Raw genomic sequence first — 24621 nt, 5'->3', positions numbered from 1 at the left:
GATACTGTTGCCGCATGACCGGTATCGCCTCCCCCAACACCATTGCCGCCGTCGCCAGTCTGATTGGCGATACGACGCGCGCAAACATGCTCTGCGCTCTCATGGGCGGCCAGGCGCTGACAGCAGGTGAGTTGTCGCGAGATGCGGGTGTGACGCCGCAGACAGGCAGCGAGCATCTGGCGAAAATGGTGGACGCCAATCTGCTGAAGACAGTGAAACAGGGCCGACACCGCTACTACCGGCTTGCGTCTGCGCAGGTTGCCCACGGGATCGATGCACTAATGTCGATTGCCGCGGCAGGGCCGAAACGGCATCATCCCATTGGGCCGAAAGAGATAGACATGCGGCTCGCCCGCAGTTGCTACGACCACATCGCAGGCCGGCTTGCGGTGGCGATGGCTGACAGTCTCAGCGGCAGAGGACACATTCTGCTTTCCGATGAGGGTGCGCTTGTGACGGAACAGGGCAAAGTCTTTTTTGGAAAGTTCGGGATCGAGCTCAATGATGGCCCTCGGTCGAAGCGACCGCTTTGCCGCACATGCCTGGACTGGAGCGAGAGACGGCACCACATTGCCGGACGCCTTGGTACCGCGCTGTTCCAGCGCGCACTCGAACTTGGCTGGGTGACACGCCGCGCCGATAGCCGCGCGTTGAAGATCACCGGCGCGGGGGACAAAGGGTTTCGAGAAATCTTCTGCCTGCCTGCGGATTGGCGGGAGGGCTGAGTGGAGACCTGCACCTGAAAAAAGCAAAGCCTTTCAGCCTGTGATAATGGCTGAAAGGCTTGACCGTGGAAGACAGGCGAAATGGCTACTTGGCCGCCGTCTCGTCCGTCACCGGCGCCTTGCTCTTATCGACACGCACCACCACCGACATGCCTGGCGACAGTTCTAAAGCGGCCGGCTGGTCCGGGTCGATCGACACGCGCACGCCGATTCTCTGCGCGATCTTGACGAAATTGCCCGTGGCATTATCCGGCTTGATCACCGCAAATTCCGAACCCGCAGCAGGCGAGAAGCGCTCGACCTTGCCCTTCAATTTGCGATGATGCAGCGCATCGACTGAGATCGAGACAGGCTGCCCAACTTCCATGCCCGCAAGCTGGGTTTCCTTGAAGTTGGCAACAACCCAGACCTCATGCGGAACGACCGCCATCAACTGGCTGCCTGCAGCGACATATTGCCCGACACGCGCGCCGACCTCACCCAGTTCGCCATCGCGCGGAGCCTTGATCTCGGTGTTCTGCAGATCGATCCTGGCAAGCTCCACCGCGGCCTGCGCATTGGCAACGGCGGCCTGAAGCGAGCTGCGATTGACAATGATGGTCTGTAAATCCTGGCGGGCAACTTCCAGAGCTGCCTTGGCCTGCGACAGCCCAGCACGGGACTTTTCGAGATTGGCTTGCGCTTCTTCCTGAAGACTTGAGGTGCCGACGCCGCTGCGGATCAGGTTGTCCTGACGATCGGCAGCAAGCTGCGCCTGTTTCAAGGACGCTTCGGCACTATCCACCGCGGCCTGGCTGGACGCGATATTGGCGCGGGCAGCATTCTCCTGCTGGCGGGAATTATCCGAGGCTGCCGTCTGTCCGGCGAGTGTGGCTTCGGCCTGGGCCAATCTTTGGCGGAAGATGCGGTCATCGATCTTGACCAAAAGGTCGCCTTGCTTGACCTCCTGATAATCCTTGACGGGTACATCCACGACGTAGCCGCTGACCTGCGGGCTCATTGTGGTGACGTAGCCGCGCACATAGGCATTATCGGTCATCTCGACATGGCTGGAAAAGGGCGGCAGGCGCCAGGCGTAAAGAACCAGCGCGACACCGGCGATGCCACCGAGAAGAACGATAAGGGTAACGGGTGTGAAAATCTTCTTTAGCATTTTATGTCTCTGAAGGATCAGGATTGGGAAACGGCGGCGGCACTATCACCGCCCGTCATCAATGGTTTGATGCGCAGCCAAGCCAAGTGAAGAAGCAGCATCAAGAGAGCTGCGGCAGCGCAGACGGCGATCAGCAGGAAGGTATCGTTATAGGCAAGAATATAAGCCTCTCTCGACACTTGCTGTGCCAGCAGTGTCACGCCTTCTGCCCGTAGAAGCGTCGGGTCGGTCAGCACATGGCTATAGGCACCGGAAAGCTGGCTGATACGCTGCGCGACCTGCGGATTTTGCAGAAGGATGCTTTCCACGAGAATATTGGAGTGGAATTTTTCCCTCAGCGTCACGAAGGAGCCCAATAGCCCCGTGGTCAGCATCGATCCGGTAATCTGCGTGAACAGGAAAATAGTGATGAAGTTGACGAGATAGGGCGGGCCTTTTGCCAGTGCGGCACCAAAGCCCTTCGCCATCACCGGCGGCAGGAACATTGCAGCGCCAAACGCGATCATCGCCTGGCTCAGATACATCTGTTCGGGCCTCGTCAGGTTCGTCGATGTACTGTCCATAAAGGCGCCAAGCGCGATGCAGGACAGCGCGATGACATGGGCGGTCTCGACATATTTTGTTAGCATCAGCAAGGCACAGGTGGCTCCGCCAAGTATCGTCGCCAGAATGATCAGCCCGTAAAGGCCCATCGTCTGGTCATTAAGGATGCCAAGCTGCTGGTAGAGGCTGACGGCGGTGGAGGATTGCTCCGACGAGACGGCGCGATAGACCAGCAGGACTGCGATAAGATGCAGATTTGTGCGCGAAAAAATCCAGCGCAGATCGAGCATCGGGTTCTTTCGTGGCAGTTCGATCATCGTCATCACGGTCAAGAGGCCGATCGAGGTCGCGAGAAGAACGCCGAGCCACCAGGTCTCGAACCACCAGTAGAAGCGGCCGAGCGTCAGGAAGACGGCGAGACAACCAAGCCCGCCGGCGAAAAGCAGGTAGCTCAAAATATCGATGCGTTCGATGACCTTGACCCGCGGCGGCGGCGTCAGAGGCAACAGATAGATGATCGGCAAAACAGCAAGCGCCAAGCCCACTTCCATGCTGTAGAGCGCCTGCCAGCCGTCGATCTGCAACAGAGCTGGTGAGACGATACGGGCGAGAGGAGCAGCCAGAAGCGTCCCGGTCAACGCGATGCTGAGGCCGAGAGTCAGCTTGCGCTGCACTGGGAAAGCTTCGAGAATGTAGAGGAACCCGAGCGACGACAAAGGCGCTGCTGCCATACCGCTGACGAAGCGCACGACGATGGCCGAATGCAGATCGGTGACGAAAAGGTTGAGGCAGGAGGCCAGCACGAAAGCGATGATGCTGATTTCCGCGAAGGGGCGCAGGCCATATTGCTGGCGCACCTTGAACAACGCGATCGAAAATGTCGCGTAAGGCGCCATATAGGCGGCCGAAAGCCACGCGACCTCTGCCACCGTGCCGGAAAATTCGCCCTGCAACTGGTAGATATTGGCCATGACGATGTTCATGCCCATGCCTTGCGTGATAAAGAAGGCAAGGCCGGAAGCGATATACATCAGTTTTTGGCTGAAGGACTTTTCGGCAGGCTGTGCCGGCGGTACTGCTGCAGCCTGCTGCGGCGCAGAGGCATTGCCGGCCGACAGTGCAGCCTCGTCCTCGACTTCGTCTAAAGGCGCATCGCGCGTGCTCGTTATGGCATTGCTCACGACGCCACCCCTCCTTCCGAGAGTTTCTGCAGATTGCCGGTAAGGCGTCTCACCACGTTCAGCGCCACGCGGATCTCATCTGTTGAGATATCCAGCGCGACCTCAGCTCGCATGGCTTTCGCCTGCGCATCCACATCTTCGAATGTCTGCAGTCCGGCGGGTGTCATGTGAATTTGCTTCGCCCTCCGATCGATCTCATCAGAACGCCGTTCGATGAGCTTTTGTTTCTCCATGGCATCCAACAGCCGCACGAGCGTCGGCGTTTCTATTTCCAGCTCCTCGGCGAGTTCCTTCTGCGTCAGCGAGCCTCTCCTCGAAAGTGCGAACAATGTGCGCGCTCGCGCCAAAGTCAGCCCTTTTTCGGCAACGCGGGCATCGAAGAACGAGCGGAGCTTGCGGTTGAAGGCCGCCATCTCATCGAAAAGCTGTTCTTTCTCGGTAATCCGGGACAACGTACTTAGACCTTATAATTAGGTAGCTACTTATTTTGCCCCTATCTATTTTGATCTTTGCTAAAATTCAAGTGTGTTTGGCGGATTGGAGCCATGCTTTAAAATCATGACAGAGAGTGCGTGATTCGCGCGGCCTGCCCAGCATCGTGCGAATCGTCCTGTGGATTGATGGGGACAACCCACTATGTTGGGGGTCGTGCCTCTCTTTAGGTAAGGTGGGAGGCCAGTGTTGCCTCAAGGTCATTGACGACGACGACGCCAAGCTTCAAACCGACAGGCTTGCAGCAGACAGAAGGCTATCGCGCCAAGCTGGAAATCGAAGTGAATTTCCGCAAAGCTGCATGCCGAGATGAAAAAGTTAGAGCGTGCCCTGTGCATTCGCAAGGATGCGTAGAGCTCTAAAGGGAGATCGCGAGACCATGAACGACGCCGTGAGAAAGATCACCCCAGCGCCCACCGCCGAACCGCTCTATCGCGAGGCGCCGAACAACATTGAAGCCGAGCAGGCGCTGCTGGGCGCGATCCTCGTCAACAACGACGCCTATTATCGCGTGTCTGACTTTTTGAAGCCGGTGCATCTTTACGAGCCGCTGCACCGCAAGATTTTCGAGGTCGCAGGCGATATCATCCGCATGGGCAAGACGGCCAACCCCGTCACCATCAAGACCTTCCTTCCGGCAGACGATAAGGTCGGCGACCTGACCGTTGCCCAATATCTCGCGCGCCTTGCCGCCGAGGCGGTTTCGATCATCAACGCCGAGGATTACGGCCGGGCGATCTATGATCTGGCGCTTCGCCGTGCGCTGATTCAAATCGGCGAGGATGTCGTCAACATCGCTTATGACGCGCCGCTCGACATGCCACCGCAGGCGCAAATCGAAGACACCGAACGCCGTCTTTTCGAACTTGCCGAAACCGGCCGCTATGATGGCGGCTTCCAGTCGTTCAACGACGCGGTGGCACTGGCGATCGACATGGCCGGCGCGGCCTTCGAGCGTGACGGCAATCTCTCCGGTATTTCCACAGGCATTCATTCTCTCGATGCCCGCATGGGCGGTCTGCAGCGATCGGACTTGATCGTCCTTGCCGGACGTCCTGGTATGGGTAAGACGTCGCTTGCCACCAACATCGCCTATAACATCGCGGCCGCCTATGAGCAGGAAGTGCAGCCGGACGGCACGTATAAGGCCAAAAATGGCGGCGTGGTCGGGTTCTACTCTCTCGAAATGTCGTCCGAACAGCTCGCAACCCGTATCATCTCGGAGCAGACGGAGGTCTCGTCCTCGAAAATTCGCCGTGGTGATATCACCGAAGCCGATTTCGAAAAGCTCGTTGCCTGCAGCCAGATGATGCAGAAGGTGCCGCTTTACATCGACCAGACCGGTGGTATCTCGATTGCCCAGCTTGCCGCTCGTGCGCGCCGCCTGAAGCGCCAGCGCGGTCTCGACGTTCTGGTGGTCGACTACGTTCAGCTGATGACCGGGTCCGGCAAGGGCGGCGAAAACCGCGTGCAGGAAATCACCCAGATCACCACCGGCCTCAAGGCACTCGGAAAGGAACTCAACGTTCCGATCATTGCGCTCTCACAGCTCTCCCGTGCGGTGGAAAGCCGCGAGGACAAGCGCCCGCAGCTCTCCGATCTTCGTGAATCGGGCTCCATCGAGCAGGACGCCGACGTGGTGCTCTTCGTGTTCCGTGAGGAATATTACGTGAAGAACATGGAGCCCCGCGATCCCGCAGACCCGAAATATGCCGAATGGGAATCGCTGTTCGACAAGGTGAAGGGCACGGCCGACGTCATCATCGCCAAGCAGCGTCACGGACCGACCGGCACCGTCAAGCTCGCCTTCCAGGCAGAGTTCACACGCTTTGCCGATCTCGCCGATCCATCCTTCAGCCAGTACGAAGAACACTGATGCCGTTTCTGCCTGATGTTGACTGAACGTCAGGCAGAATCTTTTCAAGGTGATAGCGGAGGCGGTTCAGAAACCGATTCCGCGCAAAACCGCCACGGTTATCACACCCGCGGCTGCGGCAGGCAGAAGTGAAAGGCGGGTCGCAACAAGGGTGGTGACGACGCAGCCGATGGTTTCGGCAAGGCCGCTCGTCAAGGCGGTTGGCGTGACGACGGCCATCAGCACCGCGGGCGGTACGGCGTTGAGCGCGCGTTTAGCCCGATCCGTCATTTGGACATGGCGGATGAGAACAAGACCGCCGAAGCGTGTCGCGAGAGTCGCGACGGCCATGGCGAGGATGGTCAGCACCGTGTTGGCGTCAAGGCTCATCGGGGCATCTCCCGCTCGTCCTTGGCAAAACCGGCGACGGCCAGTCCTGCGAGGGCACCGGCGGCTATGTACCATGCGCCGGGCACGTATCGATGGGTGACGAAGGCGGCGGTCGCACTCGCGAGAAGAACGAAACCCGTTTGCCTGCCTTTCCAGAACCCCATCAGAAGCACGATAAAGACCGCCGGAAATGCGAAGTCGAGGCCGATAACGGTTGTATCGCCCATGACGGAGCCGAGCAGAGCGCCCGCCAGCGTTGACAGGTTCCAGACGACATAGATCGAGAGAGCAGCGGCGGCGAAAAATGCTGGACGGAGCGTGCTCGTCATGCTGCGAAATTCCGCCAACGCCCAGGATTCATCCGTCAGGACAGGCATGGCGAGCCAGCGCTGCCAGGGCTTGAAACTTTCCATCTTCGCGGCGATGGAGGCGCTCATCAATATGTGCCTGAGATTGACGAGGAGTGCTGCAAAACCGAGCGCCGCCCAGCTTGCAGGATGCGTCCACAAGTCCATGGCTACGAATTGCGCACCACCGGCGAAAACGAAAAGCGACATCAGGCAGGCTTCCAAGGGCGACAGCCCCTTGCTCACCGCAATCGCGCCGAAGACCATGCCGATTGGCACCATGGCCACGAGCAGCGGCGAAGCGGCTTTCAATCCGGCGATCAGTTCCTGTGGTTTTTCAGGCGGGGTCTTGCTCAACATGTCATTCTCCTATTCAGGAGAAGCATCTAGGAGGTCGTCAGTGAAGCGTATTGAACGAAAGTGATGCCGCGATTTAGGCAGCGCGAAACTGGCCCGGCGTCACACCGGTACGCGCCTTGAAGTGGCGGGTGAAATGCGCCTGATCGGCGAAGCCGCATTCAAGCGCCACGGATGCGGGGCTTTCTCCCCTGCGCAACAAATGTCTCGCCCGGCGGATGCGGATATCGGTCAGATAGGCATGCGGCGTGATGTGGAATTCACGGCGGAAGGCGCGGATCAGATGGGCGCGGCTGAGACCGGCCATACTCGCCAGTTCTTCCAGTCCCACATCCGTATCGAAGTTGTCGTTGAGATAATCCCGTGCCTGATAGACCGCGGTTTTCTCGCGTGTCTCAACAGGCAGGATGATGGCGCTGCCGTGACGGGAGAAGAGTTCGGCGAGAACCGAGAACATACCCTCATCCGCTTCAAGTGCGCCTGCCCCGCTTTCCAGCCTGCGATGAGCGATTTGAAAGGCCTGCGCCATCTTCGGGTCATGCGGCAGGAAGCTTGGAAAGGACGGCGTGCCATGAAAGGCGCGCCCGGTCACGTCTTCGATCACGTCGAACAGAAGCGCCACATCCGGATAGATCATGCGATATCTGTAGCCATCGCCGCCGGGTGCGCCATCGTGAATCTGGCCGGGATCGATGAGATAAAGATGGCCGGGGCCGGTCCGCTCGGTCGTGCCTTTGATGGTGGAAATCTGAGAGCCGTTTTCGATGGCGCCGATGGAAAAGGTGTCATGCGCGTGTGGCGAGAATTCATGCGTGAGGAACGTCGCCGTCATGCACTCCATGCCTTTGAAACGCTTATCACGCCAAAACCGAGTGGTTTCTGCGCGTGAAAGCGGCATGTGATCGGTGGCCTGTTCCTGCGAAACATTGTGCATAGGCAAGGTTTAGCCCAATCCGTCATGACCGTCTTGAACAAAAGTGATAGACCACGGCGACAGTGAAAGGGTGCATGGCCATGACAGACGACCTCGATGACAGCTTTTCCGAAATGGATGCAGACGCATTCGAAACCGCGCCACTTCGGCTGACCATCGATCTCGCGGCGCTTGCCGATAACTGGCGCGACATGCAGCGACGCTCTAGCAAGGCGCGGGCGGCAGCTGTGGTGAAAGCGGATGCCTATGGTATGGGGATCGAGGATTGCGGCTCGACGCTCTATCACGCCGGTGCGCGAGATTTCTTCGTGGCCAGCGTCGCGGAAGGTGTCACCCTTCGCCCTCATGCGCCGGAGGCGCGCATCTTCGTGCTGTCTGGAATTTGGCCGGGCCAGGAACGCGATGTCTTCGCCCATGATCTCGTGCCGGTGATAGCTTCGGAGGAACAGCTCTCCTTCTGGACGAGCGCTCTGGCCGAGCGCGGCGACCATCCGTTTGCGCTGCATGTGGATACCGGTTTCAACCGCCTTGGGCTTCCAGTCGAAGACGCGCTTTATCTGGCCGATGACCCGACACGGCCGGCAAGCTTCGATCCCGTACTGGTCATGTCCCACCTTGCGAGCGCCGATACCCCCTCTTCGCCGATGAACAAGGCGCAGCTTGAATCATTTCGAAGGGTTAGTGCCGCTTTCGAAGGTATCGAATCAAGCCTTTCAGCCTCTGCCGGAATCTTCCTCGGCCCGGAATACCACTTCGACCTGACGCGTCCGGGCATCTCACTTTACGGCGGCGAAGCCGTCAGCGACATGCAGAACCCCATGCGCCCCGTCGCCAAGGCAGAGGCGCGGATCATCCAGATTCGCGAAGCCGGTGAAGGGCAAACGGTAAGCTATGGCGGCACCTATCAGTTGAAGCGTGCGAGCCGTCTGGCAATCGCGGCTGTAGGCTATGCCGATGGCTATTCGCGATCACTCTCCGGCTCCGGCATTCCGTTGCGCGAGATGGGCCGTGGCGGCGCGGAAGGCTTCATCAATGGCTACCGTGTTCCAGTCGCCGGTCGCATCACCATGGATCTCACCATTTTCGACGTCACCGACGTGCCGGAACGTGCCATTCGTGCGGGCGACTATATCGAGCTCTTCGGGCCGAACGTGCCTGTCGATGAGGTGGCGCGGGCTGCCGGCACGATTGGCTACGAGATGTTGACCAGCCTTGGTCTTCGTTATGAGCGGCAATATCTGATCGGCGACGAGTAAGTTTTTAGCCTCTTGGAAAGTTGGGGCGACCTGTGTTAACGAGAACAAAACAGGATCAAAATCCGCCATACCCCTTATTGCTCTCAAAAGAAAAAGACCGACTTCATGGCCAAAGCCAAGACACAATTCATTTGCCAGAACTGCGGTACCGTCCACACCCGTTGGGCCGGCAAATGCGAGGGCTGCGGCGAGTGGAACACGATCGTCGAAGAAGACCCGATGGGTGGAATCGGCGGCGGGCCCGGCAAAACGCCGAAGAAAGGCCGCCCCGTCACCCTCACCTCGCTTTCCGGTGAAATCGAGGAGGCACCGCGTATTCCGACCGGCATGAGCGAGCTGGATCGCGCGACAGGCGGGGGCTTCGTGCGCGGATCGGCGGTTCTGATCGGTGGCGATCCGGGCATCGGAAAATCGACGCTGCTCATGCAGGCCGCGGCGGCACTCTCGCGCCAAGGCCATCGCGTTATCTATGTGTCTGGCGAAGAGGCCGTGGCGCAGGTGCGGCTACGTGCGCAGCGCTTAGGCGCAGCGGAAACCGACGTGCTTCTGGCGGCGGAAACCAATGTCGAGGACATTCTCGCGACGATTTCCGAGGGGAAGCGGCCCGATCTCGTTATCATCGATTCCATCCAGACGCTGTGGAGCGATACCGCCGATTCCGCCCCCGGGACGGTTACGCAGGTGCGCACCGGTGTTCAAGCGATGATACGCTTTGCCAAGCAAACCGGCGCCACCATGGTGCTGGTCGGCCATGTAACGAAGGAAGGCCAGATCGCCGGTCCGCGAGTGGTAGAGCACATGGTGGATGCTGTTCTCTATTTTGAGGGCGATCGCGGGCATCATTATCGCATCCTGCGGACCGTCAAGAACCGTTTCGGCCCGACCGATGAAATCGGTGTGTTCGAAATGTCGGACCGGGGTCTGCGCGAGGTCTCCAATCCTTCGGAGCTTTTCCTGGGAGAGCGCAACGAAAAATCCCCGGGCGCCGCTGTTTTCGCCGGTATGGAAGGCACGCGCCCCGTGCTAGTGGAGGTTCAGGCCCTGGTGGCGGCAACCTCGCTTGGCACACCGCGTCGTGCGGTGGTGGGGTGGGATTCGTCGCGGCTTGCGATGATTCTTGCCGTACTCGAGGCCCATTGCGGCGTGAAGCTTGGTCAGCACGATGTCTATCTCAACATAGCCGGTGGCTACCGTATCTCGGAGCCCGCAGCAGACATGGCGATTGCTTCTGCACTGGTTTCCTCGCTTGCCGGTCTTGCCCTGCCTGCCGATTGCGTCTATTTCGGCGAAATCAGCCTGTCGGGCGCAGTGCGGCCGGTGTCCCAAACGGCGCAGCGGTTGAAGGAAGCCGAGAAGCTTGGATTTTCCACCGCCTTTCTCCCCTCCGCGTCGGCGGAATTGCCGAAGGGCTCAAAGGGGCGCTGGACGGAGATTGAAAGCCTCCCCGACCTCGTGGCGCGCATTGCAGGTTCGGGTAACCGCTTCAGACAGGCTGAGGAAGACGAATAATGATCCTTTCGCTGCTTACCCGGCTAGTGTAAGAGGATCGCAAATTGGCACAGCGGCTTCCTTTCGGGTGCCGCGACCTCCGGAGTTGGTAAATGCCCATTACGATTTTCGACGGTATCGTTCTTGCCGTTGTGCTTTTCTCCGCCGTTCTCGCCATGGTGCGTGGGTTCTCGCGTGAAATTCTGTCCATCGCAAGTTGGGTCGGCTCTGTTGCAGCTGCTTACTATCTCTATCCACTGCTGCTTCCCTATGCGCGCAACTATACCGATGACGACAAGATCGCGATTGCCGGTTCGGCCGGTCTGGTCTTCCTCGTTGCGCTGATCATCATTTCCTTCATCACCTCGCGCATTGCCGATTTCATCATCGACAGCCGCATCGGCGCGCTGGACCGCACACTCGGTTTCCTCTTCGGCGCTGCGCGCGGCCTGCTTCTGCTCGTCGTCGCCGTCGCTTTCTGGAACTGGCTGGTCGATGTGAGAACGCAGCCCGATTGGGTAACGCAGGCCAAGTCCAAGCCGTTCCTCGATGGTCTGGTCGGCAAGCTGGAAGCCGTTTTGCCGGACGATATCGAGCCGCAAATCCGCGCTCGCATCCTTGGGAAGAAGACTGAGACGACACCTGAGCAGGCGCCTGCGGAAGACGCGCCGGCAACAACGGCGCCGGTCCCGGCGAATTGATCCGATAGCGCGCCTTGCAATAGATGCAAGGCGCGCTATTTGTGCTAAATACTTCGACATAGGCAGCAAACAGGCCAAACCGGCAGAGTCAATCGCCGGGGCGGTTTTTGTTTTTGGCAGTAAGCAAAGGCAAGCCAGATGAATGAGCCGCTTTCGCATTCCACCTTCAATGACATTATCGATGGCGATACGCTGCATGAGGAATGCGGTGTGTTCGGCATTCTCGGTCACACGGATGCGGCGGCCCTGACGGCACTCGGCCTGCATGCTCTCCAGCATCGCGGCCAGGAAGCGGCTGGTATCGTTTCCTTCGATGGCAAGCGCTTCCATCAGGAGCGGCACATGGGTCTGGTGGGCGATCATTACACCAACCCGGCCACATTGGCCCGCCTTCCCGGCACGATCTCGATGGGTCATACGCGCTACTCGACCACCGGTGAAGTCGCGATGCGCAACGTACAGCCGCTGTTCGCTGAGTTGGAAGAAGGCGGCATCGCCATTGCCCATAACGGCAACTTCACCAATGGCCTGACGCTTCGCCGCCAGATCATCGCGACCGGCGCGATCTGCCAGTCCACGTCCGATACAGAGGTCGTACTGCATCTGATTGCACGCTCCCGCCACTCCTCCACGGCTGACCGCTTCATCGATGCGATCCGCCAGATGGAAGGCGGTTATTCGATGCTGGCCATGACCCGCACGAAGCTGATTGCAGCTCGCGATCCCACGGGCATCCGTCCCCTCGTCATGGGCGACCTCGACGGCAAGCCGATCTTCTGTTCCGAGACATGTGCGCTCGATATCATTGGCGCAAAATTCGTCCGCGACGTTGAAAATGGTGAAGTCATCATCTGCGAGATCCAGCCGGATGGTTCGATCAGCATCGATGCGCGCAAGCCGAACAAGCCGCAGCCGGAGCGCCTCTGCCTGTTCGAATATGTCTATTTCGCCCGCCCCGACTCCGTTGTCGGCGGTCGTAACGTTTATACGACCCGCAAGAACATGGGCATGAACCTTGCCAAGGAAGCGCCGCTCGAGGCCGATGTCGTCGTGCCGGTGCCGGATGGCGGCACGCCTGCAGCGCTTGGCTTTGCGCAGGAAAGCGGTATTCCCTTCGAATACGGCATCATCCGCAACCACTATGTCGGTCGTACCTTCATCGAGCCGACGCAGCAGATACGCGCTTTCGGCGTGAAGCTGAAACATTCCGCCAACCGGGCAATGATCGAAGGCAAGCGCGTCGTTCTGGTGGATGATTCCATCGTTCGTGGCACCACGTCGGTCAAGATCGTGCAGATGATCCGTGAAGCTGGCGCCAAGGAAGTCCACATCCGCGTCGCGAGCCCGATGATTTTCCATCCGGATTTCTACGGTATCGACACGCCGGATGCCGATAAGCTTCTCGCCAACCAGTATGCCGACGTGAATGCGATGGCGAAATATATCGGCGCGGATTCGCTCGCCTTCCTATCGATCAACGGACTTTACCGCGCCGTCGGCGGAGAGGATCGCAACCCTGCCCGTCCGCAGTTCACCGATCATTACTTTACCGGTGAATATCCGACACGCCTTCTCGACAAGAATGGTGAGTCGATGGGCAGTAAGATCTCCATGCTCGCCAGCAACGGCTGATCTTTTTAAAGCCCGCACCGCAAATGCGGGCTTTTCTCTGCGGCCTTCTCAGACCTCGAAGCCGCTTGCCGGACATGTCCTCCCTCAGTAAGACATGGCGGACTGTCGAACGATATTCAGGGGGGACCATGACCATCGACCTTAAAGGCCGGATCGCACTCGTGACCGGAGCCTCTCGCGGCATCGGCTACTTCACCGCGGTCGAACTGGCCAAAGCCGGCGCCCATGTGATTGCCTGCGCGCGCACGGTTGGTGGGCTCGAAGATCTGGACGACGCTATCAAGGCCGTTGGTGGTACGGCCACGCTCGTTCCATTCGATCTCGCAGACATGAAGGCGATCGATGCACTCGGCGCCTCTATCCACGAACGTTGGGGCAAGCTCGACATTCTGGTCGCCAATGCCGGGATGCTTGGCGTCATTTCGCCTGTCGGACACATCGAGGCCAAGGTGTTTGAAAAGGTGATGAACATCAACGTCACCGCAACCTGGCGTCTCATTCGCTCAGTCGAACCGCTTCTGTTGAAGTCCGATGCCGGGCGCGCGCTGATCCTGTCCTCTGGCGCTGCCCATTCCTGTCGGCCGTTCTGGGGCGTCTATTCCACCTCAAAGGCTGCCGTTGAAGCGCTGGCACGCACTTGGGCGGCGGAGACCGAGCAGACACATTTGCGCATCAACAGCATCAATCCGGGCGCGACGCGTACGGCGATGCGTGCCCAGGCGATGCCCGGCGAAGATCCCGACACCCTGCCCCATCCTTCGGAAGTGGCACAGGCTATCGTCCCGCTTGCCTCGCCTGACCTCTCCGAGACCGGTAAGATCTATGTCGTCCGCGACCGGAAATTCGTCAGCTACCGCGCGCCGGAATGACTTGCGAACCAGCGTGAATCTCAAAGCGATGCTCTTGACCGACAACGGGCGTCGCTTCATAAAGCAAGCCATGAAAATAACGATCTGCCGTTGCTGCTGAGTTGAATTTTGCTGGTCTAACCCCCGGCCAGATCGTTTTCGTCTCCTGAAAGGTCAAAGCAGACAAACGCTCCGGTGGGGTCAATCTCCGATACCCGAAGGAAATACGCATGTCCTTGCGCTTGAAGCTTTACAACACGCTGACCCGCGAAAAAGCCGAATTTCAGCCGATCGATGCGAAGAATGTCCGCATGTATGTTTGCGGCCCGACGGTCTATGATTATGCCCATATCGGCAATGCCCGCCCGGTGATCGTCTTCGACGTGCTCTATCGCCTGCTGCGGCATGTCTATGGCGAGAATGGCGTCACCTATGCGCGTAACATCACCGACGTGGACGACAAGATCAACGCGCGGGCGCTTCGCGATTATCCCAACCTGCCGCTGAACGACGCGATCCATGCGGTAACGGAAAAGACCGCCAATCAGTTTCATCAGGATGTCGCGGCCCTCGGTTGCCTTGAGCCGACAGTGGAACCCCGCGCGACAGATAACATCACCCAGATGATCGAGATCATCGAGAAGCTGATTGCACGCGGCCACGCATATGTGGCGTCAGGCGAGGTGCTGTTCGACACCAAATCCATGAGCGACTACGGCCAACTGTCCAAGCGTCCGCTGGACGAGCAACAGGCTGGCGCGCGCATCGCGGTCGACGCGCACAAAAAGAACCCTGGCGACTTCGTGTTGTGGAAGCTTTCAAGCCATAACGAGCCCGGCTGGGAAAGCCCTTGGGGGCGTGGTCGCCCCGGCTGGCATATCGAGTGCTCCGCCATGTCCGGTCGATATCTCGGTGAAGTCTTCGATATTCACGGCGGTGGTCTCGACCTCATCTTCCCGCATCACGAAAACGAAATCGCCCAGTCCCGCTGCGCCCATGGCACCCATGTGATGGCCAATGTCTGGATGCATAATGGCTTCGTGCAGGTCGAAGGCCGCAAGATGTCCAAGTCCGACGGCAACTTCGTGACGATCTACGATCTGCTGCACACCGAAACTTTTGGCGGCCGCAAATGGCCAGGAGAAGTGTTGCGACTGGCGATGTTGATGACGCATTACCGTGAACCGATCGATTTCTCCGTCAAGCGTCTCGAAGAAGCGGAGCGGCTGCTCGCGAAGTGGCCTGCCGCAGAAGCGAGCGATGCCGATGTCGATCAAGGCGTGCTCGATGCGCTTGCTGACGATCTCAATACCGTTGCGGCCGTACAGGCACTGCATGCTCTGGCCCAGGCTGCCAATGCCGATCCGGAAAAACTTCCCGTGTTTGCGGCGAGTGCCGCACTTCTTGGCGTGCTGCCGAAGAAGGCGGAAGTGGATGAGGCGATTGCCGCCGCAGTGGATTCGCTCGTTGCCATGCGGCTGGAGATGCTGAAGGCGAAGAATTTTGCCGAGGCGGATCGGATTCGCGATGAGCTGTCTACCAAGGGGATTCAGTTGAAAGATGGTAAGGACAAGGAAACGGGTGAACGGGTGACGACTTGGGAGTTGAAGCGGTAGGGTTTGCTGCAAACGCCCGCTTTCTACGTCTAGATTCGTCGCTTACCCCCCTCTGCCCTGCCGGGCATCTCCCCCTCAAGGGGGGAGATCGGCAAGACGGACCCTTGCCATTTCACCTTTGACCTCAATGAGAGGCGAAGCTGGACCGTCATCCGCTTCTGGAACGATGACGTCCTCCAACAGATAGACGATGTCGGCCTACATTTCCTGCGATCAATACCGAGGGAGCAATCATGACCATCCACACCGGCGGATGCCAATGCGGGGCCATACGGTTTCGAGCGGAAGGAGACTTGAACGATAGCTCTATCTGCCATTGCCGCATGTGCCAGAAGGCCTTCGGGGCCTATTATGCGCCACTCGTCTCCGTGCGAGGTGCGAAATTTGAATGGACCCGCGGTGAGCCGAAGCGGTTTCAATCTTCCAACCACGTAAAGCGGGGCTTTTGTGGCGAGTGCGGCACGCCGCTGACCTATGAGGCGCCGGATGGAATGGCCATTGCGGCAGGTGCCTTCGATGATCCTGCCAGCCTGCCCCCCGTTATCCAATGGGGCGTCGAAAACAAGATCGGCTTTGTCGATCATCTTCACGCTCTACCGCAAGAGGAGACGCTGGCCGATGTGACGTCGGCTAGTTTCATCGCCGATCTTGTTTCCTATCAGCATCCGGACCACGATACGGAGACATGGCCAGAGGAGAAGCGTTGATGAGCGAGGCAGGATATTCAGGTGGGTGCCAGTGCGGTGCGGTCCGATTTCACGCTGGCAAGCTTGGCCGGCCGTCGATTTGCCATTGCCGGATGTGCCAGAAGCATTTCGGCAATTTCTTTGGGGCGCTTGTGGGTGCAGATCAGGCCCATCTCACATGGACACGGGGGCAGCCTAGCCTCTTCCGGTCATCCTCCAAGATTCACCGGGGCTTCTGCAACAAGTGCGGAACGCCGCTGACCTATCACTATCCGGGCGGGGTCGAGATCGCCATCGGCGCCTTCGATCATCCGGATCAGATCGAGCCGCAGGTGCAGGTCAACGCACATATGCAGATGCCGTGGATCAAAGCGCTGTTCGACAAGCCGTCTGTTCAGCAAGGTATCGATGAAAGCACGATTATTTCCTATCAGCATCCGGACCACGACACCATGGTCTGGCCGCCCGAAGACGAAGCAAACAAGGCATAGCATCAAGGACTGTTTTCATGACTGAAATACTACGCGGCCTCTATCCAGAGATCGAACCCTACGAGACCGGCTTTCTGGATGTGGGCGATGGCCACACGATCTACTGGGAGCGCGTCGGCACCAAGGGCGGCAAGCCTGCGGTCTTCCTGCACGGGGGCCCCGGTGGTGGGGTCAACCCGACACACCGCCGCGTCTTCGATCCGGCGCTCTATGACGTGGTGCTGTTCGACCAGCGCGGCTGCGGACGCTCGACGCCGCATGCGAGCCTCGACGCCAATACAACCTGGCATCTGGTGGCGGATATCGAGAAGTTACGCCAGATGTTTGGCTATGAGAAATGGCAAGTCTTTGGCGGCTCCTGGGGCTCGACGCTGGCGCTCGCCTATGCCGAGACCCATCCTGAACATGTCAGCGAGTTGATCGTGCGCGGCATCTATTTGCTGACCAAGCGGGAACTAGACTGGTATTACCAGTTCGGCGTCTCGGAAATGTATCCCGAGCGCTGGGAAACGTTTATTGCGCCCATTCCCGAGGCGGAGCGCGGGCAGATGATGGCAAACTATTATCGCTATCTGACCGGTACCGACGAAAAGAAAAAGCTGGAATGCGCCAAGGCCTGGAGCCAATGGGAAGGTGCGACGATTGCGCTCGTTACCGATCCGGCACGCGTGGATGAATTCGGTGAAGATCGCTACGCCATCGCCTTTGCGCGCATCGAAACGCATTTCTTCGTCAATGCCGGCTGGCTCGAAGAAGTACAATTGTTACGCGACGCCTACAAACTGAAAGACATTCCAGGCGTCATCGTGCATGGCCGCTATGACATGCCGTGCCCGGCTAAGACAGCGTGGGATTTGTCCAAGGCGTGGCCAAAGGCGGATCTGCACATAATCGAGGCTGCCGGCCACGCAATGACCGAGCCCGGCATTCTTGACCAGTTGATCCGGGCAACGGATCGCTTCGCTGGAAAGTGAACCCAGCTTTGGCCATCGCTTGATGTTCAGCCTTGAGCATCAAGCCACGGCAATGGAATTGAGCGAAATCCGGAATCGTTTCAGTTTCTTACGGCCATCAGCTCGCACACCGATTCATCTCGCATAGGCTTCTTGTTTGAGCAAATGCAGCTTTTCTAACCAAAGCTTCACGGAAATGAATTGGTACATCACACCAAAGGGGAATACTGCGGAGAGATCCCGATCATATTGGCAGTATTCCCATGGCAATGAACCCCACCATTCAGGCTCCCCAATCGGGCGATAGCGTCCGTGGCTTCGCCTACGCGCTGACCGCCTATCTTCTGTGGGGTTTCCTGCCATTCTATATGAAGGCCGTCGCGCATATCTCGCCCTTGGAAGTCATCGTTCACCGCGTGGTGTGGTCGGTACCGATTGCTGCGATCGTGCTGATCGCGCTTGGCCGAACTGCCGAAATCCGCCAAGCGCTGACGACGCCTCGCATGCTCGCCATGGCCTGCCTCACCGCATCGCTGATCAGCGTCAATTGGGGCATCTACATCTGGGCCATCGGCTCGGGTCACGCGCTGGATGCCGCACTCGGCTACTTCATCAATCCACTCTTCAGCATTCTTCTCGGCGCCTTGATCCTGAAGGAAAAGCTTAGCCGCGTGCAGATGGCTGCTATTTCGCTGGTGGCGATTGCCGTAGCACTGCTGACGTGGAATGCCGGTGGTCTGCCTTGGGTCGCGCTCGCACTGACCGTCTCCTGGGGCTTTTACGCCTTCTTCCGCAAGACGCTGCCGATCGGGCCAACGCAGGGCTTCCTGTTGGAGGTGCTGCTGTTGACGCCGCCTGCTCTTGCCTTCATCGTCTATCTGACCTTCACCGGGCAAGGGCATTTTTTCGCGGGCACGCTGCAGGATAGCTGGCTTCTGGCGGCGAGCGGACTCATCACCGCCGTTCCTCTGATCTTCTATGGCAATGGCGCCAAGCTTTTGAAGCTCTCCACCATCGGCATCATGCAGTATATCGCGCCATCGATGATCTTCGTCATCGCGGTTTTCGTCTTCAAGGAACCGTTCGACATGGTGCGAATGATCGCCTTCATGATGATCTGGGCAGCACTTGCGGTCTACACCCTGCCGAGCCTGAGGAAGGGCAGAGCTGCCGGTTGACCGGCAGCTTCAGGCTTTAAAGCTGCGCAATGACCGAAGGGTCGCCTTCCGGATTTTCCTGGGCTGCTGCGCGCTCGATAATCGCGGGTACGATGTCATCGATCTGATCGATGACCAGTGGATTCAGCAGATGGGCGCGATGAATGAAGCCCTGGTCGCGCATATGGCGGACCAGTTCCAGCATCGGGTCCCAGAAGCCGTTGATATTGGCAAAGACCATGGGCTTGGCGTGACGACCGAGCTGCGCCCAGGTCATGATTTCAACGATCTCTTCAACCGTGCCGATACCGCCCGGCAAAGTGACGAAGGCGTCCGAGCGCTGGAACATCATGTGCTTGCGCTCATGCATGTCCTTGGTGATCACAAGTTCGTTCAATTGGCCGAGAGAATGGCGTGTCGCTTCCATATCCACGAGAAACTCGGGTATGATCCCCGTAACTTCGCCGCCGTTTGAAAGAACACCGCTTGCGACCGCGCCCATGATGCCCTTGGTGCCACCGCCATAGACAAGGCGAATGCCGTTTTCGGCCAGGGATTTTCCGAGGTTGCGGCCAGCTTCCATGTAGGCGGGATCGCGCCCGGGCTGAGAGCCGCAATAGACGCAGATGGATCGAATCGAATGGTTTTCATGTGTCATGGCCTGCACCGAACTACGCAGGGTCAATTCCGTCAAGAAATTTTGGGGGAAGACGCGACAAACGCGGCGCTTGGCGCCCGGGGCCGCTTGTATGAAAAGCGCTAAAACGCTAGCAATCCTCGATAATATTGCGAAGAATGACGTGGAGACACATGATGAAAAATAAAAGAGCCGGATTGTTGGCGCTTGTCGTGCTCGGCATTGCCACGCTGCTCATGGTCTTCTTCGTTCTTCCTCGCATGTCTGGCGATAACAAGCCGATCGGTGACGCCATTAACGAAGCCAGCAACGCCGTCAAGAACAGCGTCGAAATGGGCAGTGAAAAGGCTGGCGATCTTCTCTCGGATGCGGCCAAGGACACCACCAATATTGCCGAGAAGGTTGGCCGGCTGGCGGAATCCGCCAACAAGTCCATCAAGGACATGAGCAACCTGTTTGCCGATAACAAGGTGCCCTCCAATGAGGAGTTTGCGGCCGCCCGCAAGCAGGTCGAAGATTCGCTTCGCGAGTTGGAAAACATCGACATTCCGGAATCGCTCGATGAGACAACCTCGCGTCTGATCACCACCGCGCGCACAGCAGCGGAGCGCACGACAGCCTATCTTCGCGGCTTGCCGACAGATGCCGCCGCGGCCGCAGCACAGGTCCGCCGTCTGGCGGGCGTGTTTGCCGGCACGGATGATGGTGCGCCAAAGCCGGTAGCGCCAGCCACAGCCCCTCATCCAGCTCCAACGCCTGCACAGCCCACAACGCCTTCCGCACCCGCCGCCACGGGAGACGCCGCTCAGCTTCCGACATTCGACGTTTTGCGCGTCGAGCCGGACGGTTCGGCTGTGATTGCCGGCAAGGCGCAGCCGGGTTCGCAGCTTGAAATCGTCAACAAGGGCCAGGTTATCGCCAAGACCCCGGTTGAAGGCAGCGGCGATTTTGCAGCCGTTCTCGACAATCCCCTTCCGCCCGGCAACCATGAGCTGGTGCTGCGCGCAACCGGCAAGGACGGCAAGGTCTCCGAGTCGAAGGAAGTGGCGACCGTGTCCGTCCCTGCCCAGAAAGGTGGCGATCTGCTTGCCATGGTCACCACACCTGGCAAGGCTAGCCGCGTTCTGACCATGCCGGAAGCAGCTCCACCTGCTCTTCAGGCGCAGGCCGCATCAAATGCCGCAGCGAACACGCAAGCGCCTGCGGCGGCCTCCTCGACTGGCAATGCAGCGTCAACCGACACCACCTCCGAGACAGCATCCGTGCGTGTTACCGCGGTCGAATTCGATGGCTCGAAGATTTACATTGCTGGCTCCGCGCCTGCCGGCACGACGATCCGCGCACTCGTAGACGATACGCGCGTCGGCGAAAGCAAGGCGGAAGCCTCCGGCAGCTTCGTCGTCGAAGGTGACATCCAGCTTTCGGTCGGCAGTCACATCATCACGGCGGAAGCGCTTGATGCATCCGGTAAGGTAACGGTGCGTGTCCGCGTGCCGTTCTCTCGCCCGGAGGCGGATCAGAGCACGGTTGCCATGCAGCCATCCGGCGTAGCTGGGGGGCAGCCGAACGCGACGGTATCGGGACAGGCTCCGGCAGCGGTCACCGATCAGGCTGCGTTCGAAGCGCTGCGCACGGAAGTGTCCAAGGCCTTCGGTATTCTGTCCGGTCTCTTTAAGGACGGCAAGACACCGACGCTGGACGAGGTCGCGGCAGCGAAGTCAGCGACGGTTATCGCGCTTCGTTCACTTTCGGAGTTCCGCACAGCCGCTTCTGCGGATCCGGCCTTTACCGCGTTCGTTGCCGACATTTCCCACAAAGCGCGATCCTTGCTCTCACTCGTGGAAGCACTGCCGAACGATGTGGTCGCGGTCGGGAAAGCAATTGCTGGCCTGACGAACCGCTTCGAAGAGTTGAATACAGCGGCTCCCGCAACGTCTGTGCCAACAAATGCAGCGGCTCCGGTAACCGATGCATCCGGTACGAAGACATTCGAACAGGCGCCGCTTGCGCATAGCGAGAGCGCGGTGATCATTCGTCGCGGCGATACGCTGTGGCAGATTTCGCGCCGCGTCTATGGCCAGGGCGTGCGTTACACCACCATCTATCTTGCCAATCAGCAGCAAATCCAGAACCCGGACCTGATCGAGCCAGGCCAGATTTTCGATGTGCCGGAAAAGGCGTTGCCGAATGCGGAAGAAATCCACCGCAACCGGTTGAAGACGCGGTAAGAAGACGGCCCCAAGCATTGCAAATGCCCGGTCGGAATATTATCTAATTTAGACGGCGGCGGCTCATCAGGGCCGCCGTCTTGCTGTCTGCATCCCGGCAGACGCCGGAGCAGAGAATGGCCGACAAGAAGAAGACGATTTCAGCGGATTCCAGCAATCCGATGCAGACCCTTATCAACCTTTGGCCCTATATGTGGCCCGAGGGCAGACCCGATCTCAAGATGCGGGTGGTATGGGCCACCTTCTTTCTGATCGTTGCCAAGCTGGTGCTGATCTCGGTGCCCTATTTCTTCAAATGGGCAACCGATGCACTGAATGGCAAAGTCGATATGGCGGGGCTGCTTCCCGTCTTCCTGCTGGGTGCCGTGGCGCTGGTCATCGCCTATAACATCACCCGCATCATTCAGATCGGCTTCAACCAGCTTCGGGATTCGCTGTTCGCCAGCGTCGGTCAGCACGCGGTGCGCCAACTTGCCTACAAGACCTTTGTTCATATGCACCAACTGTCGCTGCGCTTCCATCTGGAGCGCAAGACCGGTGGCCTGTCGCGCATCATCGAGCGCGGCACGAAGGGCATCGAAACCATCGTCCGTTTCACCATTCTCAATACCGCTCCGACATTCATCGAATTCCTGCTGACGGCGGCGATCTTCTGGGTGTCCTACGGTTTCTGGTATGTCTTCGTCACCGTCGTGACCGTTTGGGCCTATATCTGGTTCACCGTCAAAGCCAGCAACTGGCGCATCTCCATTCGCCGGTCGATGAACGATAGCGACACCGACGCCAACACCAAGGCGATCGACTCGCTCCTGAACTTCGAAACGGTGAAATATTTCGGCAATGAAGACATGGAGGCCCGTCGTTTCGATGCCTCTATGGCGCGTTACGAGAAGTCTGCCGTCGCCATCTGGACGTCGCTCGGCTGGCTGAACTTCGGCCAGGGCGTGATCTTCGGCCTCGGTTCGCTGGTCATGATGGTGATGTCGGCGCTGGCGGTTCAACGCGGCGAGCAGACCATCGGCGACTTCGTCTTCATCAACGCGCTGCTTCTCCAGCTTTCCGTACCGCTCAACTTCATCGGCTTCGTCTATCGCGAAATCCGCCAGGGTCTGACGGACATCGAGCAGATGTTCGATCTCCTGGAAGTCGAGGCGGAAGTGGTGGATGCACCGGATGCCAAACCGCTCCAAATCGGCGCTGGCGCTGTCAGCTTCCGCGACGTGCAGTTTTCCTATGATCCCGAGCGCCCGATCCTCAAAGGTATCTCCTTCGATGTCCCGGCGGGAAAGACCATTGCCATTGTCGGACCGTCCGGTGCTGGTAAATCAACGATCTCCCGCCTGCTCTATCGTTTCTACGATATCCAAGGCGGTTCGATCACCATCGATGGTCAGGACATTCGCGAGGTGACGCAGAAGAGCCTGCGTGCGGTGGTCGGCATGGTTCCTCAGGACACGGTGCTGTTCAACGATACGCTCGCCTACAACATCCGCTATGGTCGTCCGGACGCGCCGGATGCCGATGTCACGGCTGCCGCCAACGCGGCGCAGATCAGCGGCTTTATCAGTAAGTTGCCGGACGGGTTTCAGACCATGGTCGGCGAGCGAGGCCTAAAACTTTCTGGCGGTGAAAAGCAGCGCGTCGCGATTGCCCGTACCATTCTGAAAGCCCCACCGATCCTCATCCTCGACGAGGCGACATCGGCGCTCGATACGCATACGGAACAGGAAATCCAGAGCGCCTTGGATGTTGTCTCGCAAAACCGCACCACGCTGGTGATTGCCCACCGCCTGTCGACCGTCATTGGCGCAGATGAGATCATTGTGCTGAAGGATGGCAACATCGCCGAGCGCGGCACCCATTCCTCGCTGATGTTGGCGGGCGGTCTCTACGCTTCGATGTGGAGCCGTCAGCGCGAAGCGATCCAGGCGGAAGAACGGCTAAGGGAAGTGCGTGAGAAGGATGACCTAGGCGTGGTGGATCGTGGTGAACCCGCGCATTGACCTCGGTATAAAGCGGCCCAGCCGCTGCGCACCATTGCCCGTGACGCGGTTTGCCTGTAGTCACCTATGCGTGTTTTGTCGCCTTGAGACGTGAATATTGTCGGGAAACGACTATATGGTGCATGTCTTGCGGAACGAGCCAAGTTTTCGCCTTCGGGCGCGCAGGCAAATCGAGGTCCAAGCGGGAGCGCCCTTCATGGCGCATATCGCAAAGGCCGATAACGAAACTTCGGAGAAGAAAGACCCATGAACCTGTTCGATACCATTCGTAACACCCTCGTTCCGATCCACAAGGAAGGCTACATTTTCATCGCAGCCTTCTTCGTGGCATCGCTGGTGCTCGGCTGGATCGCCGAACCGCTGTTCTGGATCGGCATGGTTCTGACCGCCTGGTGCGCCTACTTCTTCCGCGATCCCGAGCGCGTGACGCCGCAGGATGACGATCTGATCATAAGCCCCGCGGATGGCACCGTTTCCGCTATCCAGACCGTGGTTCCGCCACTGGAACTGGAACTCGGCAAGGAGCCAATGGTGCGCGTTTCTGTGTTCATGAACGTGTTCAACTGCCACGTGAACCGCTCGCCGGTGCGTGGACGCGTCGTCAATGTCGCCTACCGCCCAGGCCTCTTCCTCAATGCCGATCTCGACAAGGCATCCGAAGACAATGAGCGCAACGGTCTCGTGATCGAAACCGCGCATGGCCGGGTCGGCGTCGTACAGATTGCCGGCATGGTGGCGCGTCGCATCGTCTGCTGGGTCAAGCCGAACGAACCCGTCGATGCTGGCGAGCGCTTTGGCCTGATCCGCTTCGGTTCTCGCCTCGATATCTTCCTGCCGGAAGGCTTCTCGCCGCGTGTTTCCGTCGGTCAGACGGCGATTGCCGGTGAAACGGTTCTGGCCGAATTCGGCTCTACCAAGGGAGCCGTCATCAGCCGCCGCGGCTGATGA

Annotated in this window: 23 protein-coding genes; 15 read left to right on the top strand and 8 right to left on the bottom strand. The window is 58.9% G+C overall.

Going from position 1 to position 24621, the window contains the following annotated elements; genetic code table 11:
- Positions 1-14 precede the first annotated feature (14 nt).
- The gene (locus QE435_RS18965) at positions 15-725 is read left to right on the top strand and encodes a winged helix-turn-helix domain-containing protein (protein WP_349042324.1); all 711 of its coding nucleotides are present in this window, start codon (positions 15-17) and stop codon (positions 723-725) included.
- Between the two features lie 85 nt (positions 726-810).
- Here the strand turns inward: QE435_RS18965 and QE435_RS18960 are convergent, their stop codons facing one another.
- From QE435_RS18960 to QE435_RS18950, 3 genes are all read right to left on the bottom strand, one after another.
- Positions 811-1878: an HlyD family secretion protein gene (locus QE435_RS18960; protein ID WP_349042323.1), complete on the bottom strand. Its 1068-nt coding sequence runs from the start codon at positions 1876-1878 to the stop codon at positions 811-813.
- Between the two features lie 17 nt (positions 1879-1895).
- A complete protein-coding gene (locus QE435_RS18955; RefSeq protein ID WP_349042908.1) occupies positions 1896-3452 on the bottom strand; it encodes an MFS transporter in 1557 nt (518 codons plus the stop codon).
- Positions 3453-3598: 146 nt separating this feature from the next.
- Positions 3599-4054, bottom strand: a complete 456-nt coding sequence (locus tag QE435_RS18950) for a MarR family transcriptional regulator (RefSeq protein WP_306931997.1) — start codon at positions 4052-4054, stop codon at positions 3599-3601.
- A gap of 419 nt (positions 4055-4473) precedes the next feature.
- Here QE435_RS18950 and QE435_RS18945 point away from each other — a divergent pair, with 419 nt between their 5' ends.
- Entirely contained in the window at positions 4474-5970 is a 1497-nt protein-coding gene (locus QE435_RS18945; RefSeq protein WP_349042322.1) for a replicative DNA helicase, read from the top strand.
- Between the two features lie 66 nt (positions 5971-6036).
- On the opposite strand, the gene QE435_RS18940 is transcribed toward QE435_RS18945, so the two are convergent.
- From QE435_RS18940 to QE435_RS18930, 3 genes are all read right to left on the bottom strand, one after another.
- A complete protein-coding gene (locus tag QE435_RS18940; protein WP_349042321.1) occupies positions 6037-6339 on the bottom strand; it encodes an AzlD family protein in 303 nt (100 codons plus the stop codon).
- Complete coding sequence (locus QE435_RS18935) at positions 6336-7046, bottom strand: AzlC family ABC transporter permease (RefSeq protein WP_349042320.1); 711 nt, start codon at positions 7044-7046, stop codon at positions 6336-6338. The genes QE435_RS18940 and QE435_RS18935 overlap by 4 nt, the downstream gene beginning before the upstream one ends.
- Before the next feature lie 73 nt (positions 7047-7119).
- Positions 7120-7977, bottom strand: a complete 858-nt coding sequence (locus QE435_RS18930; protein WP_349042907.1) for an AraC family transcriptional regulator — start codon at positions 7975-7977, stop codon at positions 7120-7122.
- 80 nt (positions 7978-8057) lie between these two features.
- Between QE435_RS18930 and alr the strand changes: the two genes are divergently transcribed.
- From alr to QE435_RS18905, 5 genes are all read left to right on the top strand, one after another.
- Positions 8058-9233, top strand: a complete 1176-nt coding sequence (gene alr / locus QE435_RS18925; protein ID WP_349042319.1) for an alanine racemase — start codon at positions 8058-8060, stop codon at positions 9231-9233.
- Positions 9234-9338: 105 nt separating this feature from the next.
- On the top strand, positions 9339-10742 hold the full coding sequence (radA, locus tag QE435_RS18920) for a DNA repair protein RadA (RefSeq protein WP_306931986.1): 1404 nt from the start codon (positions 9339-9341) through the stop codon (positions 10740-10742).
- A gap of 92 nt (positions 10743-10834) precedes the next feature.
- Positions 10835-11422: a CvpA family protein gene (locus QE435_RS18915; protein ID WP_309770818.1), complete on the top strand. Its 588-nt coding sequence runs from the start codon at positions 10835-10837 to the stop codon at positions 11420-11422.
- Between the two features lie 138 nt (positions 11423-11560).
- Positions 11561-13054 (top strand): amidophosphoribosyltransferase, encoded by a 1494-nt coding sequence (gene purF / locus QE435_RS18910; RefSeq protein WP_349042318.1) that lies wholly within the window; start codon positions 11561-11563, stop codon positions 13052-13054.
- Between the two features lie 128 nt (positions 13055-13182).
- Entirely contained in the window at positions 13183-13923 is a 741-nt protein-coding gene (locus QE435_RS18905) for an SDR family NAD(P)-dependent oxidoreductase (protein ID WP_349042317.1), read from the top strand.
- Here the strand turns inward: QE435_RS18905 and QE435_RS18900 are convergent.
- Positions 13901-14134 (bottom strand): hypothetical protein, encoded by a 234-nt coding sequence (locus QE435_RS18900; protein WP_309770815.1) that lies wholly within the window; start codon positions 14132-14134, stop codon positions 13901-13903. The two genes, QE435_RS18905 and QE435_RS18900, sit on opposite strands and share 23 nt — an antisense overlap.
- On the opposite strand from QE435_RS18900, the gene cysS reads away from it, so the two are divergent.
- From cysS to rarD, 5 genes are all read left to right on the top strand, one after another.
- Positions 14133-15518 (top strand): cysteine--tRNA ligase, encoded by a 1386-nt coding sequence (gene cysS, locus QE435_RS18895; RefSeq protein ID WP_349042316.1) that lies wholly within the window; start codon positions 14133-14135, stop codon positions 15516-15518. The two genes, QE435_RS18900 and cysS, sit on opposite strands and share 2 nt — an antisense overlap.
- 233 nt (positions 15519-15751) lie before the next feature.
- On the top strand, positions 15752-16225 hold the full coding sequence (locus QE435_RS18890) for a GFA family protein (protein ID WP_306931978.1): 474 nt from the start codon (positions 15752-15754) through the stop codon (positions 16223-16225).
- Entirely contained in the window at positions 16225-16695 is a 471-nt protein-coding gene (locus tag QE435_RS18885; RefSeq protein WP_306931977.1) for a GFA family protein, read from the top strand. The genes QE435_RS18890 and QE435_RS18885 overlap by 1 nt, the downstream gene beginning before the upstream one ends.
- A gap of 17 nt (positions 16696-16712) precedes the next feature.
- On the top strand, positions 16713-17669 hold the full coding sequence (gene pip, locus QE435_RS18880) for a prolyl aminopeptidase (RefSeq protein ID WP_349042315.1): 957 nt from the start codon (positions 16713-16715) through the stop codon (positions 17667-17669).
- Positions 17670-17911: 242 nt separating this feature from the next.
- The gene (gene rarD, locus QE435_RS18875) at positions 17912-18826 is read left to right on the top strand and encodes an EamA family transporter RarD (protein ID WP_349042314.1); all 915 of its coding nucleotides are present in this window, start codon (positions 17912-17914) and stop codon (positions 18824-18826) included.
- A 16-nt stretch (positions 18827-18842) separates the two neighbouring features.
- Here rarD and QE435_RS18870 read toward each other — a convergent pair whose 3' ends face one another.
- On the bottom strand, positions 18843-19463 hold the full coding sequence (locus QE435_RS18870; RefSeq protein WP_309770809.1) for a TIGR00730 family Rossman fold protein: 621 nt from the start codon (positions 19461-19463) through the stop codon (positions 18843-18845).
- A gap of 155 nt (positions 19464-19618) precedes the next feature.
- Between QE435_RS18870 and QE435_RS18865 the strand changes: the two genes are divergently transcribed.
- The 3 genes from QE435_RS18865 to QE435_RS18855 all read left to right on the top strand — a co-directional run bounded on the left by QE435_RS18865 (position 19619) and on the right by QE435_RS18855 (position 24618).
- On the top strand, positions 19619-21670 hold the full coding sequence (locus QE435_RS18865; protein ID WP_349042313.1) for a LysM peptidoglycan-binding domain-containing protein: 2052 nt from the start codon (positions 19619-19621) through the stop codon (positions 21668-21670).
- A gap of 116 nt (positions 21671-21786) precedes the next feature.
- Positions 21787-23673 carry an ABC transporter ATP-binding protein/permease gene (locus tag QE435_RS18860; RefSeq protein ID WP_306931968.1) on the top strand — a complete coding sequence of 629 codons (1887 nt, stop codon included), beginning with the start codon at positions 21787-21789 and terminating at the stop codon, positions 23671-23673.
- A gap of 246 nt (positions 23674-23919) precedes the next feature.
- Positions 23920-24618 carry a phosphatidylserine decarboxylase gene (locus QE435_RS18855; RefSeq protein ID WP_309770804.1) on the top strand — a complete coding sequence of 233 codons (699 nt, stop codon included), beginning with the start codon at positions 23920-23922 and terminating at the stop codon, positions 24616-24618.
- The last annotated feature ends 3 nt before the right edge of the window (positions 24619-24621 follow it).

The organism is Agrobacterium sp. SORGH_AS 787, assembly GCF_030819035.1.
Taxonomy (GTDB): domain Bacteria; phylum Pseudomonadota; class Alphaproteobacteria; order Rhizobiales; family Rhizobiaceae; genus Agrobacterium; species Agrobacterium larrymoorei_B.
Note: the sequence above shows the minus strand (reverse complement) of the source record. Positions and strands in the feature narration are given on the sequence as shown.